Genomic DNA, 19,662 nt, shown 5'->3' with positions numbered 1-19,662 from the left:
GCGCCGTTGAGATAGATCACGGCAACCACGGTCACCGCAGCCACCGTCACGGCAGCCACCCTCACTGCGGCCCCCCTCCATTGGACCTGGAGGGCGTGGTCAAGCTTCCGCTCATCCCGATGCCGGCCCCGCCGTCGATCGGGGCCACGAGTCCGGTGACGAACCTCGAATTCGGCGACACCAGCGTGGCGACCAGGTCAGCGAACTCGGAAGGCCGGCCGATGCGACCCATCGGGACCCCGCTTCCCAGGGCCACCTTCGACAGTTCCGGCTGCCGGTCGAGCGCCTTGCCCAGCAGCGGGGTGTCGAAGAACCCGGACATCAGGGTGTTGACGGTGATGTCGTGCTTCGCGACCTCCAGAGCCAGGGTCTGCGCGTAACCGACCACGGCCGACCACACCGCGGTGGACGCGGCCATACCGACGGCCGGTCGCTGAACGACGCTGGAGACCACGTTGAGGATGCTGCCGCCTTCGGTTCTCAGGTGGGGCAGCGTGGCGCGGACGGAGCGCACCACGTAGAAGAAGTGACGCGCCAGCGCCTGCATCCAGATCTCGTCGGTGAGCTCCTCGATCCGGCCGATGGGGGGTCCCCCGTCGTTGGTGACCAGCACGTGCACGGCGGGGCCGAACCGGTCGACGGTCGACGCGGTCACCCGGTCGAGGTCGGCGGCGTCCGAGCAGTCGGCGGCCAGTCCGAGGACTCGCTCCCGGCCGTGCTCGGCGCCCAGGCGTTCCGCGGCGTCGGCGACCTTCTGCGCACGCCGGGCGAAGATCGTCACGAAAGCGCCTTCGCCGAGCAGGCGATCGGCGATCGCGAACCCCAGACCGTCGCTGCCGCCGCCGACGATCGCCACTTTGCCGCTCAGGCCCAGATCCATCAGTCGACTCCGATCGAGGCGAGAAACGATTCGGCGTTACCGGAGAAGACTCCGTCCAGTACCTCTGCCGAGTAGCCCTGCTCACGCCATTCGGTCACGAGCCGCTCGTGGCTGAGCATCGGGTAGTCCGCTCCGAAAAACACCTTCTTGCGGAGCCGTTTGCCGATCTCGCGTTTGAGCTCGTCGGGAAAGTAGCGGGGAGCCCACCCGTGCAGCTCCATCCAGACGTTGGCCTTGTGGAGCGCGACGGCGATCATCTCGGACTGCCACGGCCAGGCCACCCGGGCCGCGATCACGTTCAGCTCCGGGTACCGGGCCGCGACGCGGTCGACGTAGCGGGGGTGGCAGTCCTCGAGCACGAGGCCTCCGCCGCCGCGGAGGCCTGCGCCGGCCGCGGTCATGCCCACGAACATCAGCACCGGGCGGTTGGCCTCGACGCACAGGTTCAGGCACGCCTCCCAGGCCGGTCCGTCCGGCAGGCCGGCCGCCGGCGAGAACGGGTGGACCGACAGCCCGACCAGGCCCACTCCGTCGCTCAGGCAGCGTTCGAATTCTTTGACGTGGCCCGGACGCGTCGGATCGATGCCGATCCAGTTGCCGAGCACCACGTCCGGATGGCGACGGGCGAAGTCGAACGCGTAGTCGTGCTGTTCCCGGACCGCACCGACGTCCATCGTGTAGGTGAATCCGAGATCGAGCATCACCTTGACGTCGTCGCGCCGGAACCGGGCCGCCTGCTCGTCTTCGCTGACGAACGTGAGGTCCCACTTGAAGTAGTCGCGCACGGCCGCACGGGCTTCGGGCGTCTCGTACGGACTTCCCTTCCAGCCCCGCTCGGTACCCCAGTGGGAGTGGAAGTCCAACAGCCGGGACGTCGTCATCGTTCCCTCACCTGTTCCGCGAGCTCGCGCTTGAGCACCTTTCCCGTCGGTCCCAGAGGAAAGGACCCGAAGAGTTCGAGGCGCTGAGGGAGCTTGTACTTGGCTACTTCGCTCTTCATGAAGTCGACGACGCCCTCCAGCGTGAGCGCGGCGCCCGGCCGAGGCACGACGCAGGCGCACACGTTCTCGCCGAAGTAGTCGTCAGGGATGCCGATCACCGCGGCGTCCGCGACGTCCGGATTCTTGAAGAGCACTTCCTCGAGCTCGCGGGGCCAGATGTTGGCGCCGCCGTGAATGATCATGTCTTTGGATCGGCCCGAAATCGTCAGCCTTCCGGCCGCGTCGAGGAATCCGCGATCCCCGGATCGGAACCACCCGTCCGGGGTCCAGCTCTCGTCGTTCTTCGCCGGGTTGCGGTAGTACCCGACCGTCAACGTCGGGCCCGTCTTCACGATCTCGCCCTCGGTGCCGACGGGCGCATCCCCGTCGTCGGAATCGAGGATCCGCAATTGCAGCCACGGATAGGGCCTGCCCACCGTGCCGAGCCATTCCCGGTAGGGCTCCTCCGGCGAGGTGCACGAGGTCAGCCCGGTTTCCAGCATGCCGTACAGGTCGACCACCGGGCACCCCAGCCGCTCGTTCGCCTCCCTCAGCACTTCCACCGGTGTCGAAGAACCGCCTGACTCCACCACCGTCAGGGAGGAGAGATCCCGGTCGTCGAGGCTCTTCTCGGCCAGGATCGCGATGATCGCGGTCGGCGCCGCGCAGAACGTCGTCACCGAGTACCGCTCCACCAGGTCCAGCGCGGCCGTCGGGTGGAACTTCTCCATGAGGACTGCGCGGGCGCCCGCCAGTGCCGCCTCGACGACCCCGAAGAAACCGGCGTTCAATCCGACCGGTAACAGTACGAGCAGGGTGGCGTCCCGGTTCATGCCGCGCTCGGCGATCTCGTGCTGAATCGTGAACAACGTGGTGTTCGCGGTGTGCATCACCGCCTTGGGCTCTCCGGTGGTGCCGGAGGTGAACGAAATGCGCATCACGTCGTTGGCGTCGCTGGGCCGATCGGGTTCGGGATCGGCCGGGTCAGGGTCGTGGCGGACCTCCTCGAGCGTGACCCACCCGTCCCGTTCGAGCGACGTCGGCGACTCCCCCGTCGTGACCGCGACCGTGTTGACCAACCGGGGAAGACGATCCCGGATGCCGTCGATCATTCCGACGTGGTCGAACGACCGGAACCGATCCGGCACCACTACCGTGTGCGCCTCGGAGAACCGGAGGATGAACTCGATCTCGCGTGCGCGGTAGTCCGGCGGGAACTGACAGACCACTGCGCCCAAGCGGACGACCGCGGCGAGCACGTGCACGAACTCGAGGCGGTTCGGGAGCTGGACCGCGACGACGTCGCCGCGGGCAACGCCCCGGCGGGCCAGGCCGGAGGCCACCTCGCCACTGATCTGCCACAGCGTGCCCCACGTGATCTCCGACCGGTCGTCGACGTACGCGACCTGGTCCGGAATCGTCCGGGCGTTACGCCGGAAGACGTCCGCCAGGGTGGTGTCCGACCAGTAGCCGGCGGCGGTGTATTTCTCGATCAGTTCCGGCGTGAGGAGCGTGTCGTCCCGGGTGATAGCCATGGGGGTCCCTCCGTTGGGTGATGGCTGTTCTCGAAAACCCGTCGCGGGGGCCTCAGACCGTGAGGACGAGCTTTCCCCGGAGGTGACCGGCGTCGAGTAGCCGGTGCGCGTCGGCGACGCGCTCGAACGGGAACGTCTCCTGCACGTGAACCCGGAGCTCGCCCCGCTCGACGAGATCGACGAGTCCCCGCAGGGCCACCGGATCCGGGTCGACCGCGACGCCGCTGAAACGCATCCCGGCCGCCTCGAACGTGGCCGCGAGCGCCGGATCGTCTTCGGCGACGGCCGTCACCAGATGCCCTCCCGGGCGCAGCACCCCGAGCGACCGCTCGACGGTGTGGCCGCCGATCGTGTCGAGCACCACGTCGACGTCGCGGACCACCTCGGCGAAGTCGACCGCCGTGTAGTCGATCACCTCGTCGGCGCCGAGCCCCTCGACGAACGTCCGCTTGCTCTCGCCGGCGGTCGTGATCACGTGGGCACCCAGTGCCTTCGCGATCTGGATCGCGACGTGGCCGACCCCACCGCCGCCGCCGTGGATCAGCACCCGATCACCCTCGGTGACACCGGCCAGGTCCACGAGGCCCTGCCACGCCGTGAGCCCGACGATCGGCAACGCCGCAGCCTCGACGTGCGAGAGCCCCGCCGGTTTGCGCACCAGGTGCAACGCCGGAGCGGACACGAGTTCGGCGTACCCGCCGGCCACCCGAGGAAAGAGCGGCATGCCGAACACCTCGTCGCCGGGCCGGAACCGCCACGTCTGCGGGGCCTCGTCGACGACGCCGCTGATGTCCCAGCCGAGGACGAACGGGGGCTTGCCGAGCAGCGGGAACTCGCCGGCACGTAGCCGCGCCTCCAGCGGGTTCAGCCCGATCGCCCGGACGCGGACGAGGACCTCGGTCGGCAGTGGGCGCGGCGCGGGCGCGTCCGCGACCGTCAGTACCTCGGGGCCGCCGAGTTCCTGCTGAGTAATGACTCGCATGAATCCGACGCTAGATTTCCGATAGGAACCAGCAGGTACCTGAGCCGGCGGTAGCGTTGCGTCATGAGCGGTATGGGGCCCGGTGACTTGTTTCTCGCCGACTGCCCGGGGCGTCTGGCCTTCGAGCTGATCGCCGACAAGTGGTCGGCGATCGTGCTCTACGGCCTCAGCGAAGGACCGTTGCGCCACCACGAGCTGATCGAGCTGATCGGCGGCATCTCCCGCAAGGTCCTCACCCAGACGCTCCGGCGACTCGAAATGTACGGGCTCGTCAGCCGGCACGCGTACGCCGAGGCGCCACCGCGCGTCGAGTACGAACTGACCCCGCTCGGGGTGACGCTGATCGATCCGATCCACATGCTGACCGAGTGGGCGAGGGCGAACGGCGATGCCGTTCTCGATGCGCTCGAGGCCAACTCCGGGACGAAGGACGCCACAGGAGTGGCCAGCTAGCCCGGCGTTGGCCCGTTCCGGTCCTCGTCGGTACCGGCTCAGAGCTCACTACCGAGGGCGGGGACGCTACGCGCGTCCGGGCCCGCCGCCGCCGGTCACGCCGATCCCGGCGAACGGTGGCGGCGGCGCGGAACGGATCGTGCCGCCCGTAGCCGGACTGCCGGGGGCGCTGGACTGCCGGGGGCGCCGGACTGCCGGGGGCGCCGGGCCACCGCGTCCTGGCCGGTGGTTCCAGCCCGGCGCGCATGCGTCCGGCTCCCTGAAACGAGCCGGAGCCCCGATCCGGCCGGACCGCCCGCCGCTTACTGAGCCCAGGGGGTAGGTCAGGACGGCGAGGGCCCGCCGGTCGTCCTCTTCGGGCTGCTCGGCCATCAGCGCGAGCGCCTCACGCCCCCGAGGAGTCAGCGAAGCCGAGGGCCCGTGCGCACCCGGCGGATGAGCAGGGCCGGGACCCGGCGAACGCAGGCGATCCAGGCACCCCGCACGCCGCCCGCACGCCCGGCAGCGCGCCGCGCACGAATGCGTGCTCCCCCGGCGACGCGGGCACCGTCGGCGGGAGCACGCCAGTGACACAGAGGACCTGCCGAAACCCGACCCGGACGGCGAGGCCGAGCAGCCGGCGCGCCACTCACCGCCCTCACCGCTTCGCCGTCAGCCCGACGAAGCGACTATCCCTACCTTTCATGTAGGAAAAATCTGCATCACTGGTCACAACAGAACTCAAGAACATCACCTATTCCTATGGGTGTGATAGGGATAGGAACCACCTTCGGTCGCCTTCCAAGGAGCGCCCGTGACGATCACTCCAACCCTCGATCTGGTCACCGACGCCATCCTGGCCAGTGGCAGACCGGCCAGCGACCGACCGGCCGGTTGCGGTCCGGCCGGCGCCCCCCACCACGAAACGCTCGCCCCGCGCCGCCTCACGAACCGCGTCCCCGACCGCACGAAGGGGCGTTGAGAGTCATGCGGTTCCTCGCCATCACGCTGATCGTGCACGCCCCACACCCGGTCACCGGCGTCCAGAAGTCCACTCACGACCGATTCCGCGAGGTCATCGACAACGCGCTCCTGGCCGAGGAACTCGGCTTCGACGGCTTCGGAGTGGGCGAGCGCCACGAGCGCCCGTTCATCTCGGCCTCCCCGCCGGTCGTCCTCAGCCACGTGGCCGCCCTGACGCGCGAGATCCGCCTGTTCACCGCGGTCACCACGCTCAGCCTGCTCGACCCGGTGCGGGCCGCCGAGGACTACGCCACGCTCGACCACCTCTCCGGCGGCCGCTTGGAGCTCATCATCGGCAAGGGCAACGGCGCCGCCCAGCGCGAGCTGTTCTCGGTCACCCCCGAAGACCAATGGGATCGCAACGCCGAGAGCTACGACCTCTTCCGCGGGATCTGGCACCACGGCACGGTCACCGCGGCTCCGAAGTTCCGGCCACCACTGAACGAGGCCGAGGTCTGGCCGCGGCCGTACCAGCAGCCGATCCGGGTCTGGCACGGCAGCGCCACCAGCAAAGAATCCGTGGACGTCGCCGCCCGCTACGGCGACCCGCTGTTCTCCGCGAACGTCACCAACCCGATCGAGCCCTACGCCGAGCTGGTGCGCTACTACCGCGAGCGCTGGGAGCACTACGGCCACGACCCGGCCGGCGCGGTCGTCGGCGCGGGCACCGCCGGCTACTACGCCGCCAGGAACTCCCAGGACGCGATCGACGCCTACCGGCCCGCGTTCGAGGGCCAGCTCGCGTTCCAGAAGAGGCTCGGGCTCACCCCGGTCTTCCCCACCCTGGAGGACTTCGTCGAGCGGAGTTCGGCGCTGATCGGCAGCCCGCAGAAGATCGTCGAGAAGGTCCACCGCTACCACGACGCGTTCGGCCACACGGTCCTCCACCTGCACGCCGACGCCGGTGGTCTCACCGACACCCAGCACCGCGAATCTCTCGAGCTGTTCCAGTCCGACATCGCCCCTGTCCTGCGCAAAGAAATCCCCGACCCCCCGTGGGGCTGGGGCTCCCCGAAGGAAGCCGCGTGAAGAGAGTCCTCGCCGTCGTCCTCGCCACGACCGTCGCGCTCGCCGCCTGCGACAGCGGGTCCGGCGGGACGTCGGAATCAGGCACGCCTACGAGCGGCGGCACCCTGACGTTCGCGGTCGGTTCCGATCAGGGCTGCGTCGATCCCCAGCAGGTCGGCAGCAACGACACGATCTACTCGCTGCGCCAGATCGTCGACTCGCTCACCGATCAGGATCCCCGGACCGGCAAGATCGTCCCCTGGCTGGCCGAGAGCTGGGACGTCAGTCCGGACGCGAAGACGTTCACGTTCCACCTGAAAAGCGGCACGACGTTCAGCGACGGCACTCCGGTCGACGCCGCCGCGGTCAAAGCCAACTTCGACGCCGCGCCGAAACTCGGCCCGAAGGCCCAGCTCGCGATCGGCTACCTCAGCGGCCTCACGTCCACGAAAGTCCTCGACCCGAAAACCGTGGAGGTGACGTTCGCGCAGCCCAACGCCCAGTTCCTCCAGGCCACGTCCACGTTCTCGCTCGGTCTGGTGTCGATCGCGTCCACCAGGAAGACACCCGACCAGCGCTGCACCGACGGCGTCGTCGGATCCGGCCCGTTCGTCCTCGACCAGTACGTCGCGAACCAGTCGATCACGCTCTCCAAGCGCAAGGGCTACCGCTGGGGCTCGTCTCTCTGGACCAAGAAGGGCGAGGCCTACCTCGACAAGCTGGTCTTCCGGGTCATCCCGGAAGCCGGCGTCCGCACCGGCAGCCTCCAATCCGGCCAGGTGGACGCGATCGGCAGCGTCGGACTGGCCGACGAGAGCGCGCTGAAGGCCGGCGGCGTCGTGCTCAACGCCCGCGCCAACCCCGGCCTCGTGTTCGGCCTGCTGTTCAACAACTCCGGTGCCCTCGGGAAGGACCCCGCCGTCCGCCACGCCGTCCTGGCCGCGATCGACCGTCAGCAGATCGTCGACGCGATCTTCCCCACCGGCAGCAAGCCGGCGACCAGCATCCTCGCCCACACCACGCCGTACTACGCGAACCTCAGCGCGAAGCTCGCGCACGACCCGGACCAGGCGAAGACGCTGCTCGACGCGGCCGGCTGGAAAGCGGGGCCCGACGGCATCCGGACCAAGAACGGTATCCGCCTGAGTCTGGCCGTCACCTGGGCTCCCAACGCCGCCACCAACCAGCCGACGCTCGAACTCCTCCAGCAGCAGCTCAAGGCCGTCGGCGTCGAGATCACGCTCAAAGAGATCCAGATCGCCCAGTTCACCGAGGTGCTGGTGTCCGGAAAGTTCGACGTGTTCTGGGGCAATGCCACCCGCGCCGACCCGGACATCCTCCGCAGCAGCTTCTCCACGCACCTCGCGAACTTCTACCACCTGTCGCCGAGCGCACTCGACCAGGCACTGGCCGGTCAGGCCGCGGCCAGTGACCCGGCGAAACGCGGCGCGCTGGTGAAGCAGGCCCAGGAACTCATCGTCGAGAACGCGTACGCGGTGCCGGTCGTCGAGCTCACCACCGAGCTCGGGGTGGGCAAGAACGTGCACAACCTCGACTTCGAGGCTTCCAGCCGGATCCAGCTGCACGACACCTGGAAGAGCTGACGCATGCGTCGCTACGTGCTGCGCCGGCTCGTCCAGGCAGTGTTAGTGCTGGTCGCCGCTTACACCGTGTCGTTCCTGGTGCTCGACTTCCTGCCCGGCGACCCGGTGTCGGCGATGGCCGCCGGTGGGCTGGACTCGGGCTCCCTCGATCCGGCGCAGCTCGCAGCGCTCACACACGAGTACGGCTTCGACAAGCCGGTGCTCGTGCAGTACCTCGACTACGTGGCCAAGGCGATGCGCGGCGACTTCGGCAACTCCGTCGCCACCGGCCGCCCGGTCACCACCACGATCGCCGAGGCCCTCCCCCAGACCCTCCAGCTCACTGCCGCGGCGCTGCTCCTCGCGATCGTCGGCGGCGCCGGCCTGGCGATCCTCGCCACCTACAGCCGGCGCCGCCCGGTCCGCCAGTTCCTGCTCTCGCTCCCGCCGCTGGGAGTCTCGGTCCCGACGTTCTGGATCGGGCTGATGCTGGTCCAGCTGCTCTCGTTCCGCGTCCACGCGTTCCCCGCGTTCGGCAACGACGGCGTCCGGGGGCTCGTGCTCCCGGCCGTCACCCTGGCGGTCCCGACCGCCGCGCTGCTGGCTCAGGTTCTGGCCAAGAGCCTTTCGACGACGCTCGGCGAACCATTCATCGACACCGCCAGAGCCAAGGGCGCGGGACGGCTGAGGATCCATTTCCGGCACGCCCTGCGCAACGCCGCGCTGCCCACGCTGACCCTCGGTGGCGTGCTGGTCGGCAACCTCGTGGCCGGGTCGGTGGTCGTCGAATCGGTGTTCGCCCGCAACGGGATCGGGCGGGTGACGATCCAGGCCGTCACCGTGCAGGACATCCCGGTCGTCCAGGCGATCGTCGTCTTCGGCGCGCTGGTGTTCGTGCTGGTCAACCTAGCCGTCGACCTCATTTACCCGCTGCTCGATCCGAGGATCGTGCTGGCCGGCCGGGCGCGGATCACACCGCCGATCCAGACCGGGGCGGCCCGATGAGCCTGACGCTGTCCGACCTCCGCGAGAGCGCGCGGGTCGAGGAGACGACGCCCGCCCGGCGGAACGTCCTCCGCTACGCCGTCGCCCGGCCCGGGCTCGTGGTCTCGGTCCTGATCGTGACGTGGGTGGTCGTCGCCGCGTTCTGGCCGTCGTTGTTCGCCTCGCGCGACCCGCTGACCGGGGTGCCCGCCGACCGGTTCAGCGCCCCCGGCGCCGGCCATTGGTTCGGCACCGACGAATTGGGCCGTGACCTCTACACCCGGGTCGTCCACGGCGCCGCGCTCTCGCTGAAGGCGACGCTGATCGCGGTGGCGGTGGCGTTCGTGGTCGGCGGCACGATCGGCCTGCTCGCCGGTTTCGTGGGCCGCTGGGTCGAGGACGTGCTGATGCGGATCATCGACGTCCAGCTGTCGATCCCCCCGCTGTTCCTGTCGCTGGCGCTGGTCACCGCGCTCGGCTACGGCACCGTGAAGGTCGCGGTCGCGGTGGGCGTCGCCAGCATCGCGACGTTCGCCCGGGTGATGCGCGCGGAGGTGCTCCGGGTACGCCAGGCGACCTACGTCGAGGCCGCGTACTCGCTGGGAAGCCGCTGGTACGTGATCCTCTGGCGGCACGTGCTGCCGAACGCGATCGGCCCGATCGCGGTGCTGGTGACGCTGGAGTTCGGCATCGCGATCCTCGCGGTGTCGGCGCTGAGCTTCCTCGGGTACGGCGCCGCGCCACCGGCACCGGAGTGGGGAACGCTCGTCGCCAGCGGCCGGAACTACCTGGCCAACGCGTGGTGGCTCTCGACGCTGCCCGGCCTGACCGTGGCCGTGACCGTGCTGGCCACCAACCGCATCGCCCGTGCCTTGGACGGCCGATGAGTCTCCTCCAGATCCGCGGACTGGCCATTTCCTACCGCACGCGCTCCGGGCAGATCCGCGCCGTCGACGGCGTCGATCTGGACGTCGAACCGGGCGAGACCGTCGCCCTGGTCGGCGAATCGGGCTCCGGCAAGAGCACCACCGCACACGCGGCGATCGGCCTGCTCGGCGCGAACGCCCGGATCGAGCGGGGTCGGGTCACGTTCGGCGGACAGGACCTCACCCGGCTCTCCCCGCGGGAGCTGCGCGGGATCCGCGGCGCCCGGATCGGGCTGATCCCGCAGGACCCGGCCGTCTCCCTCAACCCGACCAAGCGGATCGGCGAGCAGATCGCCGAGGTGCTGCGCCTGCACGGCCTGGCCGACCGGCGGACGGCCGCGATCGAGGCGGTCGAACTGCTCGACCGGGCCGGCGTGCCCGACCCGGCGCGGCGGGCCCGGCAATATCCGCACGAGCTGTCCGGCGGCATGCGTCAGCGCGCGCTCATCGCGATCGCGATCGCCGCCAAGCCCGCGCTGCTGATCGCCGACGAGCCGACCAGCGCGCTCGACGTCACGATGCAGCGGCTGATCCTCGACCACCTCCAGCAGCTCACCGCCGAGCAAGGCACGGCGGTGCTGCTGGTGACCCACGACCTCGGCGTCGCCGCGGACCGTGCCCAGCGGATCGCGGTGATGTCCCGGGGCCGGATCGTCGAGACCGGTCCGACCACGACGGTCCTCGATGCTCCGGCCGACGCCTACACCCGCCACCTGCTGGCCAGCGTCCCGTCCCGGGCCGAGAGCCCGGCGCCGGTCCGCGACGACCCTCTGGTCGTCGCCGAGGGGCTGACCAGGGACTTCGCGGACGTCCGGGCGGTGGACGACGTCAGCTTCGTCGTCAACCGGCACGAGACGCTCGCGCTGGTCGGCGAATCGGGCTCGGGCAAGACGACGACCGCGCGGATGGTGCTGCGCCAGATCGACCCGAGCGCGGGCTCGATCCGGTTCGACGGCGAGGACGTCACCGGGGCACGGGGCCGGAACCTGCGCGCGCTCCGGCGGCGGGCCCAGCTGATCTACCAGAATCCGTACGCGTCGCTCGATCCCCGGTTCTCGATCGCCGAGATCATCGGCGAGCCGCTACGTGCGTTCGGCGTCGGCGACCGGGCCGGCCGGTTGGCCCGGGCGGCGGAGCTGCTCGATCAGGTCCGGCTGCCGGCCTCGACGCTGCGGCGGCGTCCGGCCGAGCTCTCCGGCGGGCAGCGGCAACGCGTCGCGATCGCCCGCGCGCTGGCGCTCTCCCCGGAGCTCGTCGTCTGCGACGAGCCGGTCTCCGCGCTGGACGTCTCGGTGCAGGCGCAGGTCCTGCAGGTGCTCACCGATCTGCAGGCCGACACCGGCGTCGCCTACCTGTTCATCTCCCACGACCTGGGCGTCGTCCGGCAGATCGCGCACCGGGTCGCGGTGATGTACCAGGGCCGGATCGTCGAGACCGGACCGACCGGCGAGCTGTTCACGGACCCGGCCCACTCCTACACACGGACGCTGCTGGCCGCGATCCCCGGCACCACGGCCTCACCGTAGAGGCTCAGACCAGGTGCGACGCGACGCCCAGGCCGGTGGCCACCGCCTCCGTGGCCCGATCGGCGGCGACGGCGGCGGCCCGGACCGCGTCGGACTCCGCGTCCGGCCCGACGACGGTCCGGAACGGACGCGTGCCGTCCCTCATCTCGACGAGCCGGACGAACGCGTCGGCGACCTCGCGCGGGTCACCGGGCGTCGCGGCGGCAGCGTGCGCCAGGAGGCCGGACATGAACCCGGTGAAGCCCTCGCCGTAGACCGCGAGACGCTCGGCGTCGGACGGCGAGCCGGCGTTGGCGCCGATGTTCGTCGGGTAGGACGCCGCATCGACGATCACCGACTCGACCCCGAACGGTGCCAGCTCGTGGTGCCAGCCCTCGACGAGGCTCCGGATCGCCGCCTTGCCGGCCGAGTAGAGCCCGGTATACGGCACCGTGGTCCACCCGGCGAGCGAGCCGTTCTGGATCAGGACGCCGTGCCCCTGTCGGCGCAGGTGCGGCAGGGCGGCCCGGGCGACCCGGACCGCGCCCAGCACGTTGACGTCCAGAATGGTGGAAACCTCCTCGGCGGTGAACGCCTCGACCGGGCCGGCGAACATCCGGCCGGCGTTGTTGATCACGACGTCGAGCCGCCCGGCGTCCTGGAGGACGGCCGCGACCGCGGCGTCGGCCGAGGCCTGGTCCAGGACGTCCAGCTCGACCACCCGTAACCCGAGCGCGGTCAGCTCGGCCGCGGCCTTCTCGTTGCGACCGCCGACGCCACGCAGCCCGGCGAAGACCGTGTGGCCGCGGGCGCCCAGCGCCTCCACCGTGAGACGTCCGAAACCGCTGCCGGCGCCGGTGACCAGGACAACCCTCATGCTCGCTCCTCAATAAGTGGGGTGGCACCCCGTTTACGTCCGCTACGATAACCGGGGGGATACCCCGCTTGTCAACGGAAGGGCGGTACCGATGCGCGCCGACGCGCGTCGCAACTACGAGTCGATCCTGGCGGCGGCGGAGGCCGAGATCGCCCGGGCCGGAGCAGGCGCCTCGCTGGAGGAGATCGCCCGCCGGGCCGGGGTCGGCTCGGCCACGCTCCACCGGCACTTCCCGTCCCGGCAGGCCCTGCTCGACGCGGTGTTCCACGACCGGGTCGAGGTCCTCTGCGCCCAGGTGCCCGAGGACGGCGACTCCCGGCAGTCGCTCACCGACTGGCTGCGCGCCGTCGCCGTGTACGGAGCGACCACCCGCGGTCTGGCCGCGTCGATGCTGGCCCGGGGGCTCGCGGTGCCCGCCCCCAGCGGCTGCGAGGCGATGCTGACCGAGGCCGGCGGCCGGCTCCTCCGGCGCGCGCAGGACACCGGGGCGGTGCGGCCCGACCTCTCGATCGTCGATCTGCTGACGATCGTCAACGCGGTCTCGCTGGCCACCGAGAATCTCCCCGACGCCGCCACCGAGGCCGACCGGCTCACCGCGGTCGCGCTGGAGGGGATCCGCCCCGGCTAGGGACGAGAACGAGGCGGCCGCGGGCCTCCGTCGTTCCCGCCGTCAGGCTCGGCCCAGCACCCGTACCGGGGTGCCCGCCGCCCAGGCTTCGATGTTCTCGACGATCTCGGTGAACCAGGCCGCGTACGTCTGCCGGGTGACGTACCCCAGGTGCGGGGTCAGCACGGTCCGCGGCGCGCCCCGCAGCGGGCTGTCGGCCGGCAGCGGCTCCCGGTCGTAGACGTCCAGGCCGGCCCCGGCCAGTGCACCCGCCCGCAACGCCGCCACCAGCGCGGCTTCCTCGACGATCGGTCCCCGGGAGGTGTTCACCAGTATCGACGTGGGCTTCATCCGCGCGAGGTCGGCCGCGCCGAACAGTCCCCGCGTGCGGTCGCTGAGCTTCAGATGCACGGTCAGGACGTCGGACGCGGCCAGCAGTTCGTCCTTCGACACCGCCCGGACGCCGACCGAGGCGGCCCGGTCGACGGTCAGGTGCCGGCTCCAGGCCACCACGTCCATCCCGAACGCCTGACCGATCCGCGCGACCTGCGACCCCAGCCGTCCCAGCCCCGCGACGCCGAGCGTCAGCCCACCGAGCTCGGTGCCGACCGTGGTCTGCCAGCGACCGTCCCGCAGCGCCCTGTCCTCCTCCGGCACGTGCCGGAGCAGCGCGAAGATCAGCGCCCAGGTCAGCTCGGCGGTGGCCGACGACTTCCGCGAACCGCCGCCCCCTCCGCCGGTGCCGCAGACCGTGACGCCGTGCGCCGCGGCCGCCGTCAGGTCGATCGACGCGTTCGCCATCCCGGTCGTCACCAGCAGCCGGAGGTCCGGCAGCCGGGCGAACTCCGGCGCGCCGAACGGCGTCCGCTCGCGCATGGCGACGACGACGTCGGCTCCGCGCAACGCCCCGACCAGCGCGTCGGGATCGTCGATGTGCTCGTTCCGCACCTCCACCGAGGCGTCGAGCCGGTCGAACGGCCCGAACGAGCGGGCCACGTCCTGGTAGTCGTCGAGCACGACGATGCGCACAGTCAGCCTCCGAAATGCGTTGTTCCTCCCACGGACAGTGCCACGCCCGGGTGGCGTCCCCCCGGTAGGGTCGCCTGTCGGTTGTGGAACACAGCCCCCGCCGACGACCGGAGCACCTGACCGATGAACATTCCGAAGGGCCGCACGGTCGCTGCCGCCCTCGTCGTCCTGGTCGCCGGGGTGCTGACGGCCTGCAGCGGCGACGACGGACCCGAGCCCTCCGTCGACGCCTTCCTCGACGGCTGGCAGCACAACCGGCTCGACAAGGTCAGCTTCGTCGACCCGGCCGGAAAGACCCTGCCCGTCGCCGACGTGAAAGCCCAGCTGAAGAAGGTCTCCGGAGACCTTCCCGGCAACCCGACGAAGCTGACGCGGTCGGGCGACGCGAAAGTGAACGGCGACAAGGCGGTCAGCGCGGTAAAGGTCACCTGGACGCTGCCCGGCCGGGCCGCCTGGAGCTACGACACCTCGGTGCGGCTGCGTCAGCGCGACGACGACTGGGACGTGGTCTGGGAACCCGCCCTCGTGCACAAGGACCTGAAAGCCGGGGACGCGTTGGCGATCCAGCGGCAGGAGGCTCCCCGCGGCAGCATTCTCGACGGGTCCGGTACCCCGATCGTGCGCGCCCGCCCGATCGTCACCGTCCTGCTCGATCCGGCCAAGGTCACCGACGTCCCGGCGACGGTGCAGCAGCTGACGGCGGCGTTCGCGAAGATCGACACCGACGTCGACCTGTCGGATCTGCCGGACCGGCTGACCAAGGCCAAGCCCGGCAACGCGGTCGACGTCGTCGTACTCCGGCAGGAGGCGTACGACCGGGTCGCGGCCCAGCTCACCGCGATCGTGGGCACGAGCGTCCTGAAGTCCACGCGCGATCTCGCGCCGACCCGTGAGTTCGCCCGGGCGTTGCTCGGTTCGGTCTCGGACGCGACCAAGGAGGACCTGACCAAGAAGCCCGCGCTCTACGTGGCCGGGGATCACGTCGGACACGGCGGTTTGCAGGCCGCGTTCGACGAACGCCTCCGCGGCACTCCGGGTGAGACGGTCGTGATCCGGCCCGCCACGGGCGACGACGGCGCTCCGCTCTTCTCCACCCGGCCGAAGGCGGGTCAGCCGATCCGCACGACCCTCGACCAGCGCACCCAGACCGCCGCGGAGACCGCGCTGAAGGACATCCCGCAGCAGAGTGCGCTGGTGGCGGTCCGGGTCAGCGACGGCGCGGTGATCGCGGCCGCCAACGGACCCGACGGCGGGAACTTCAACGCCGCGTTCGAGGCGCACGTCCCGCCCGGCTCGACGTTCAAGATGGTCTCGGCCCTCGGCCTGCTCGACCAGGGGTCGGTCACTGCCGACCAGACCGTCCCGTGCCCCAGCCACCTCGCTGCCGGTGGCCGCGACTTCGCCAATTTCGACGATTTCGAGCTCGGCAACGTGCCGTTCCGGACCGACTTCGCCAAGTCGTGCAACACGGCTTTCGTCGCGCTGGCGCCGAAGCTCGGGCCGGACGGATTGGCCGACGCCGGCCGGAGCCTCGGCCTGGAGACGGTCTACCAGCTCGGCGTGCCCGCGTTCCCCGGCAAGATCTCCACCGGCGGCGACGCGGCGGAGCGGGCGGCGGCCGCGTTCGGCCAGGGCACGACCGTGGTGAGCCCGTTGTCGATGGCGTCGGCGACCGCGGCCGTGGCGGCCGGTCACTGGACCCAGCCCACCCTCGTGGCCGAACCGGCGACGGCGAAGGTCGCCCCCGGACCGGCACTGAAGCCCACCACGCTGGAGCCGCTGCGCGCGATGATGCGCCAGGTCGTCACCGACGGCACGGCCACCGGTCTGCGTGACGTGCCCGGGGAGAAGGTGTCCGGGAAAACCGGTACGGCCGAGTTCGACAACAACCCCGACCACGCGCACGCCTGGTTCATCGGCTGGCAGGGCGACATCGCGTTCGCGGTCTTCGTCGAAAACGGGGGCCACAGCAGCGACGTGTCGGTGCCCGCCGCCGAACGCTTCCTCCGCGCCCTCACCTAGGACCGGGAGGATCGCCGTCGGCTCGATAACCCGAGGCCTGGAGTGCGAACAGGTCGGCGTAGCGGCCGCCGGCGGCGATCAGGTCCGCGTGGGTCCCGGACTCGACCAGGGCACCGAGGTGCAGGACGTAGATCCGGTCGGCGTGGCGGACGTTGGCCAGGCGGTGCGTGATCAGGATCGTCGTCGCGACGCCGTGCCGATCGCGGATGGCCTGGAACAACGCGTCCTCGGCGCGCGGATCGAGCGCCGAGGACGGTTCGTCCATGACGAGCAGATCGGCGCTGCGGTAGAAGCCGCGCGCCGCCGTGATGCGCTGCCATTGCCCGCCGGAGAGGTCCTGGCCGTTGGCGAACGTGCGGTCGAGCAGCGTGTCGTATCCGTGCGGCAGCTCGAGGATCATGTCGTGCGCCACCGCCCGGGCCGCCGCGGCCTCCAGCCGGGGACGGTCGGCCTCGACCGTGGTGTCTCCCAGCGCGATGTTCGCCGCGGCGCTGAACGGCCACTGGTGGTAGTCCTGGCTGACGACCGCGATCCGCCGGCTCAGTTCGTCCGGATCGTACTCGTGCAGCGGACGGCCGTTCCAGGTCACGGCGCCGCCGGTCGGCGTTCGTAGACCGGCGATCAGCGCGGCCAGCGTCGACTTGCCCGAGCCGTTCTCGCCGACGAACGCGACGGTCTCCCCGGCCGCGACGGTCAGCGACACCCCGTCCACCGCGGGCGTCGAACGCCCGGGGTAGCGGAGAGTCAGACCCTCGACGGCGAGGCGTCGCAGTGGCTCCGGGGCGGCGTCGGCCGCAGCCGCCGCGGGCAGGTAGTCGGTCGCGCGCTCCATGAAGCCGGTGTAGTCGTTGAAGTGCTCGCCCTCGGTGTAGGTGCGGTCGATCCCGAAGATCACCGTGGTGAGCGCGCGCTGGGCCGCCTGCAGGGCGATCACGCAGGTCGCGGCCGCGGCCAACGGGATCCGCCCGTTCAGCAGCAACGCCCCGAGCAGCGCGTACACCCCCGCGGTCGCCACCCCGCTGACGAGCGAACCGACGCTGACCGTGGTGGTGACCCGCCGGGCCAGCGCCAGCTGGATCTGGGTCTCGGCGCCCATCACGCGGTCGTACTGGCCGAGCAGGAACTGCCGCAGCCGGTACGAGCGGAGCTCGGTGGCGGTGTCGCGCTCGGCCATCAGGTTGTGCAGCATCCCCAGCCGTCGCCGGCGCACCGAGCCGGCGACGTAGGTCTGGTAGCGCAGCCGGCCCGCGCGCAGCGAACCCCACGCCCGGGGCGCGGTGGCCACGAGCAGGGCGGCCAGCAGCACGGGATGGATCACGACCACCGCGACGGCCACCGCGAGCAGCGCGACGAGGCCGGCGATCAGGTCCATCGCGTTCTGCACCAGGCCGATCACGGAGTCGGTGCCGCGGGACGCGCGCTCCATGTCGTCGGTGAACGCGTCCGCGTCGAACGCGTCCAGACGGACCGCCGTCGTCATCGCGAACAGCTCCCGCTCGACCTCGCAGTCGATCCGCGGGCTCAGACCGTTCTGCGCGTACCCGTTCGCGGTCGTCAGCAAGGCGCTGATCGAGGCGGACGCGGTCAGCACGGCGAGCGCCGGTAACGCGTCGACCACCCGCTGCGGCGTCGGGCCGGCGGCGAACAGCGACACCAGGATCTGCTGGGTCGCGAGCAGCCCGAACGTCGACATCACGCCGCCGACGACCGTGGCCACGGCCACGACCGACGTACGCCACCGGTCCGCCCGCCAGCTGATCACCAGCGCGCGGAGGACCAGCTCGGGCAGCACCGCGAACATCGCGAACGGCCCGGCCCCGGCGCGCGCCCGGTAACCCGCTTCCCACCACATCGCCCGCAACTCGGGCAACACTGATTCCGTCACCGGGACACCCCTCCGCACTCGGCCGACTGCTGCCCCGGTCCCCCTATTGAACCCTCACCGAGAGGCTTTCCTCAGAGCTTCGACGAGGACGCCGATCGACGCGTCGTCGGTGGCGTGATCGGAGACGCTGATCCGGATCGCCGCCCGGCCCTGCCAGCTCGTCGTGCCGAACCACGTCGAGCCGCTCGCTTGCACCGCCGCGGCCACGGCGCGCGTGCGCTCGTCGGTGCCGGCGCGCAGCAGCACCTGGTTGAGGACGACGTCGTTCAGCACCTCGAAGTCCGGGGCCAGCGCGTCCGCCACCGCCCGCGCCTGCGCGCAGGACCGCTCCACGAGCTGCGCCACTCCCTGGCGTCCGAGGCTCCGCAGGGCCGCGAAGACCGCGAACGCGCGGGCCCGTCGGGAGCTCTCCGGGGTCCAGTCCGAGCCCTGGCGCTCGCCCCGGGCGAGGTAGTCGGCGGAGAGCCGCATCGCGGCGCGGTGCGCCTCCGGGCGCGCGCAGAGCACGATGCCGCAGTCGTAGGGGACGTTGAGCCACTTGTGGCCGTCGGTGGCGAACGAGTCGGCCCGCCCGACGCCGGCGGTCAGGTGCCGCAGAGCCGGCGACGCCGCGGCCCAGAGGCCGAACGCACCGTCGACGTGCACCCAGGCGTTTTTCCCGGCCGCGAGCTCACAGATCTCCGCGACCGGATCGAAGGCTCCGGTGTTCACGTTCCCGGCCTGCGCGCAGACGATCACCGGCCCGCCGGGGAAATTCGCGGCCAGCTCGTCGACCCGCATCCGCCCCTGCGCGTCGGCGTCGACGACGTGCAGCTGGGCCCGGCCGATGCCGAGGAAGCGCAGCGCGCGATCGATCGTCGCGTGGCGCTCGCGTCCGACCACGACCGTCACCGGCGGCGCGCCGAACAGGCCCTGCTCCTCGACGTCCCACCCGGCGGCTTCCAGGACCGCCTGACGCCCGGCGGCCAGGCCGGCGAAGTTCGCCATCTGCGCGCCGGTCGTGAACCCGGCTGAGCACGACACGGGCAGCCCCAGCAGCTCGCAGAGCCAGGTGCGCGAGATCTCCTCGGCCGCGGCGGCCGCCGGGGAGAGCGCGAAGAAGCCCGGGTTCTGGTCCCAGGCCGACGTCAGCCAGTCGGCGGCCAGCGCGGCCGGAAGGACGCCACCTTCGACGAATCCGAAGTACCGCCCGGCGTTCGTGACGACGAGACCCGGATCGGCGTCGCGAGCCAGGTCTTCGATGACCTGCTGCGGGTCGACTCCGTGATCGGGCAGCTCCGGGCCGAGCGCGGCGACCATCGACCCGAGCGTCACCGGCTGGGCGACCGGACGTGTCGCTGCCCCGTCGAGGTACTCCGCCGCGAGCTCCGCGGTCGCGTCGAGCAGATTTCTCATGACCGCGAT

At 71.1% G+C, this 19,662-nt stretch carries 17 protein-coding genes; 9 read left to right on the top strand and 8 right to left on the bottom strand.

All coding sequences use genetic code 11. The annotated features are described in order from the left end of the window. Window positions 1-61: 61 nt before the first annotated feature. From ACIBZJ_RS08145 to ACIBZJ_RS08130, 4 genes are read right to left on the bottom strand one after another with little or no spacing between them, the layout of a single operon-like run. Window positions 62-880: an SDR family oxidoreductase gene (locus ACIBZJ_RS08145; protein WP_395926900.1), complete on the bottom strand. Its 819-nt coding sequence runs from the start codon at window positions 878-880 to the stop codon at window positions 62-64. Further along, entirely contained in the window at window positions 880-1,761 is an 882-nt protein-coding gene (locus ACIBZJ_RS08140; protein WP_395926898.1) for an amidohydrolase family protein, read from the bottom strand. The genes ACIBZJ_RS08145 and ACIBZJ_RS08140 overlap by 1 nt, the downstream gene beginning before the upstream one ends. Continuing rightward, window positions 1,758-3,395, bottom strand: a complete 1,638-nt coding sequence (locus ACIBZJ_RS08135) for a class I adenylate-forming enzyme family protein (protein WP_395926896.1) — start codon at window positions 3,393-3,395, stop codon at window positions 1,758-1,760. Before ACIBZJ_RS08135 ends, ACIBZJ_RS08140 begins: the two co-directional genes overlap by 4 nt. Window positions 3,396-3,447: 52 nt before the next feature. After that, on the bottom strand, window positions 3,448-4,377 hold the full coding sequence (locus tag ACIBZJ_RS08130; RefSeq protein ID WP_395926894.1) for an NADP-dependent oxidoreductase: 930 nt from the start codon (window positions 4,375-4,377) through the stop codon (window positions 3,448-3,450). 63 nt (window positions 4,378-4,440) lie between these two features. On the opposite strand from ACIBZJ_RS08130, the gene ACIBZJ_RS08125 reads away from it, so the two are divergent. From ACIBZJ_RS08125 to ACIBZJ_RS08095, 7 genes are all read left to right on the top strand, one after another. Beyond that, the gene (locus ACIBZJ_RS08125) at window positions 4,441-4,830 is read left to right on the top strand and encodes a winged helix-turn-helix transcriptional regulator (protein WP_395926892.1); all 390 of its coding nucleotides are present in this window, start codon (window positions 4,441-4,443) and stop codon (window positions 4,828-4,830) included. A gap of 793 nt (window positions 4,831-5,623) precedes the next feature. Beyond that, on the top strand, window positions 5,624-5,791 hold the full coding sequence (locus ACIBZJ_RS08120; RefSeq protein WP_395926890.1) for a hypothetical protein: 168 nt from the start codon (window positions 5,624-5,626) through the stop codon (window positions 5,789-5,791). Window positions 5,792-5,796: 5 nt separating this feature from the next. After that, on the top strand, window positions 5,797-6,861 hold the full coding sequence (locus ACIBZJ_RS08115; RefSeq protein ID WP_395926888.1) for an LLM class flavin-dependent oxidoreductase: 1,065 nt from the start codon (window positions 5,797-5,799) through the stop codon (window positions 6,859-6,861). Beyond that, window positions 6,858-8,444 (top strand): ABC transporter substrate-binding protein, encoded by a 1,587-nt coding sequence (locus ACIBZJ_RS08110; RefSeq protein WP_395926886.1) that lies wholly within the window; start codon window positions 6,858-6,860, stop codon window positions 8,442-8,444. The genes ACIBZJ_RS08115 and ACIBZJ_RS08110 overlap by 4 nt, the downstream gene beginning before the upstream one ends. Window positions 8,445-8,447: 3 nt before the next feature. Beyond that, complete coding sequence (locus tag ACIBZJ_RS08105) at window positions 8,448-9,428, top strand: ABC transporter permease (RefSeq protein WP_395926884.1); 981 nt, start codon at window positions 8,448-8,450, stop codon at window positions 9,426-9,428. Further along, the gene (locus tag ACIBZJ_RS08100; RefSeq protein ID WP_395926882.1) at window positions 9,425-10,294 is read left to right on the top strand and encodes an ABC transporter permease; all 870 of its coding nucleotides are present in this window, start codon (window positions 9,425-9,427) and stop codon (window positions 10,292-10,294) included. Before ACIBZJ_RS08105 ends, ACIBZJ_RS08100 begins: the two co-directional genes overlap by 4 nt. After that, entirely contained in the window at window positions 10,291-11,859 is a 1,569-nt protein-coding gene (locus tag ACIBZJ_RS08095) for a dipeptide ABC transporter ATP-binding protein (protein ID WP_395926880.1), read from the top strand. The genes ACIBZJ_RS08100 and ACIBZJ_RS08095 overlap by 4 nt, the downstream gene beginning before the upstream one ends. Window positions 11,860-11,863: 4 nt before the next feature. Here ACIBZJ_RS08095 and ACIBZJ_RS08090 read toward each other — a convergent pair whose 3' ends face one another. Then, window positions 11,864-12,715, bottom strand: a complete 852-nt coding sequence (locus ACIBZJ_RS08090; protein WP_395926877.1) for an SDR family oxidoreductase — start codon at window positions 12,713-12,715, stop codon at window positions 11,864-11,866. 91 nt (window positions 12,716-12,806) lie between these two features. Here ACIBZJ_RS08090 and ACIBZJ_RS08085 point away from each other — a divergent pair, with 91 nt between their 5' ends. Continuing rightward, window positions 12,807-13,343 carry a TetR/AcrR family transcriptional regulator gene (locus ACIBZJ_RS08085; protein ID WP_395926875.1) on the top strand — a complete coding sequence of 179 codons (537 nt, stop codon included), beginning with the start codon at window positions 12,807-12,809 and terminating at the stop codon, window positions 13,341-13,343. A gap of 42 nt (window positions 13,344-13,385) precedes the next feature. Here ACIBZJ_RS08085 and ACIBZJ_RS08080 read toward each other — a convergent pair whose 3' ends face one another. Beyond that, window positions 13,386-14,351: a D-2-hydroxyacid dehydrogenase family protein gene (locus ACIBZJ_RS08080; protein WP_395926872.1), complete on the bottom strand. Its 966-nt coding sequence runs from the start codon at window positions 14,349-14,351 to the stop codon at window positions 13,386-13,388. A gap of 123 nt (window positions 14,352-14,474) precedes the next feature. Here ACIBZJ_RS08080 and ACIBZJ_RS08075 point away from each other — a divergent pair, with 123 nt between their 5' ends. Next, window positions 14,475-16,373: a penicillin-binding transpeptidase domain-containing protein gene (locus tag ACIBZJ_RS08075; protein ID WP_395926870.1), complete on the top strand. Its 1,899-nt coding sequence runs from the start codon at window positions 14,475-14,477 to the stop codon at window positions 16,371-16,373. Here ACIBZJ_RS08075 and ACIBZJ_RS08070 read toward each other — a convergent pair. Next, on the bottom strand, window positions 16,366-18,225 hold the full coding sequence (locus ACIBZJ_RS08070; RefSeq protein WP_395927752.1) for an ABC transporter ATP-binding protein: 1,860 nt from the start codon (window positions 18,223-18,225) through the stop codon (window positions 16,366-16,368). The two genes, ACIBZJ_RS08075 and ACIBZJ_RS08070, sit on opposite strands and share 8 nt — an antisense overlap. 87 nt (window positions 18,226-18,312) lie before the next feature. Beyond that, the gene (locus ACIBZJ_RS08065) at window positions 18,313-19,653 is read right to left on the bottom strand and encodes a pyridoxal phosphate-dependent decarboxylase family protein (RefSeq protein ID WP_395926867.1); all 1,341 of its coding nucleotides are present in this window, start codon (window positions 19,651-19,653) and stop codon (window positions 18,313-18,315) included. Window positions 19,654-19,662: the final 9 nt, after the last annotated feature.

Source organism: Cryptosporangium sp. NPDC051539 (genome assembly GCF_044454545.1).
GTDB lineage: Bacteria > Actinomycetota > Actinomycetes > Mycobacteriales > Cryptosporangiaceae > Cryptosporangium.
This window is presented reverse-complemented; position numbering and strand designations above follow the sequence as displayed.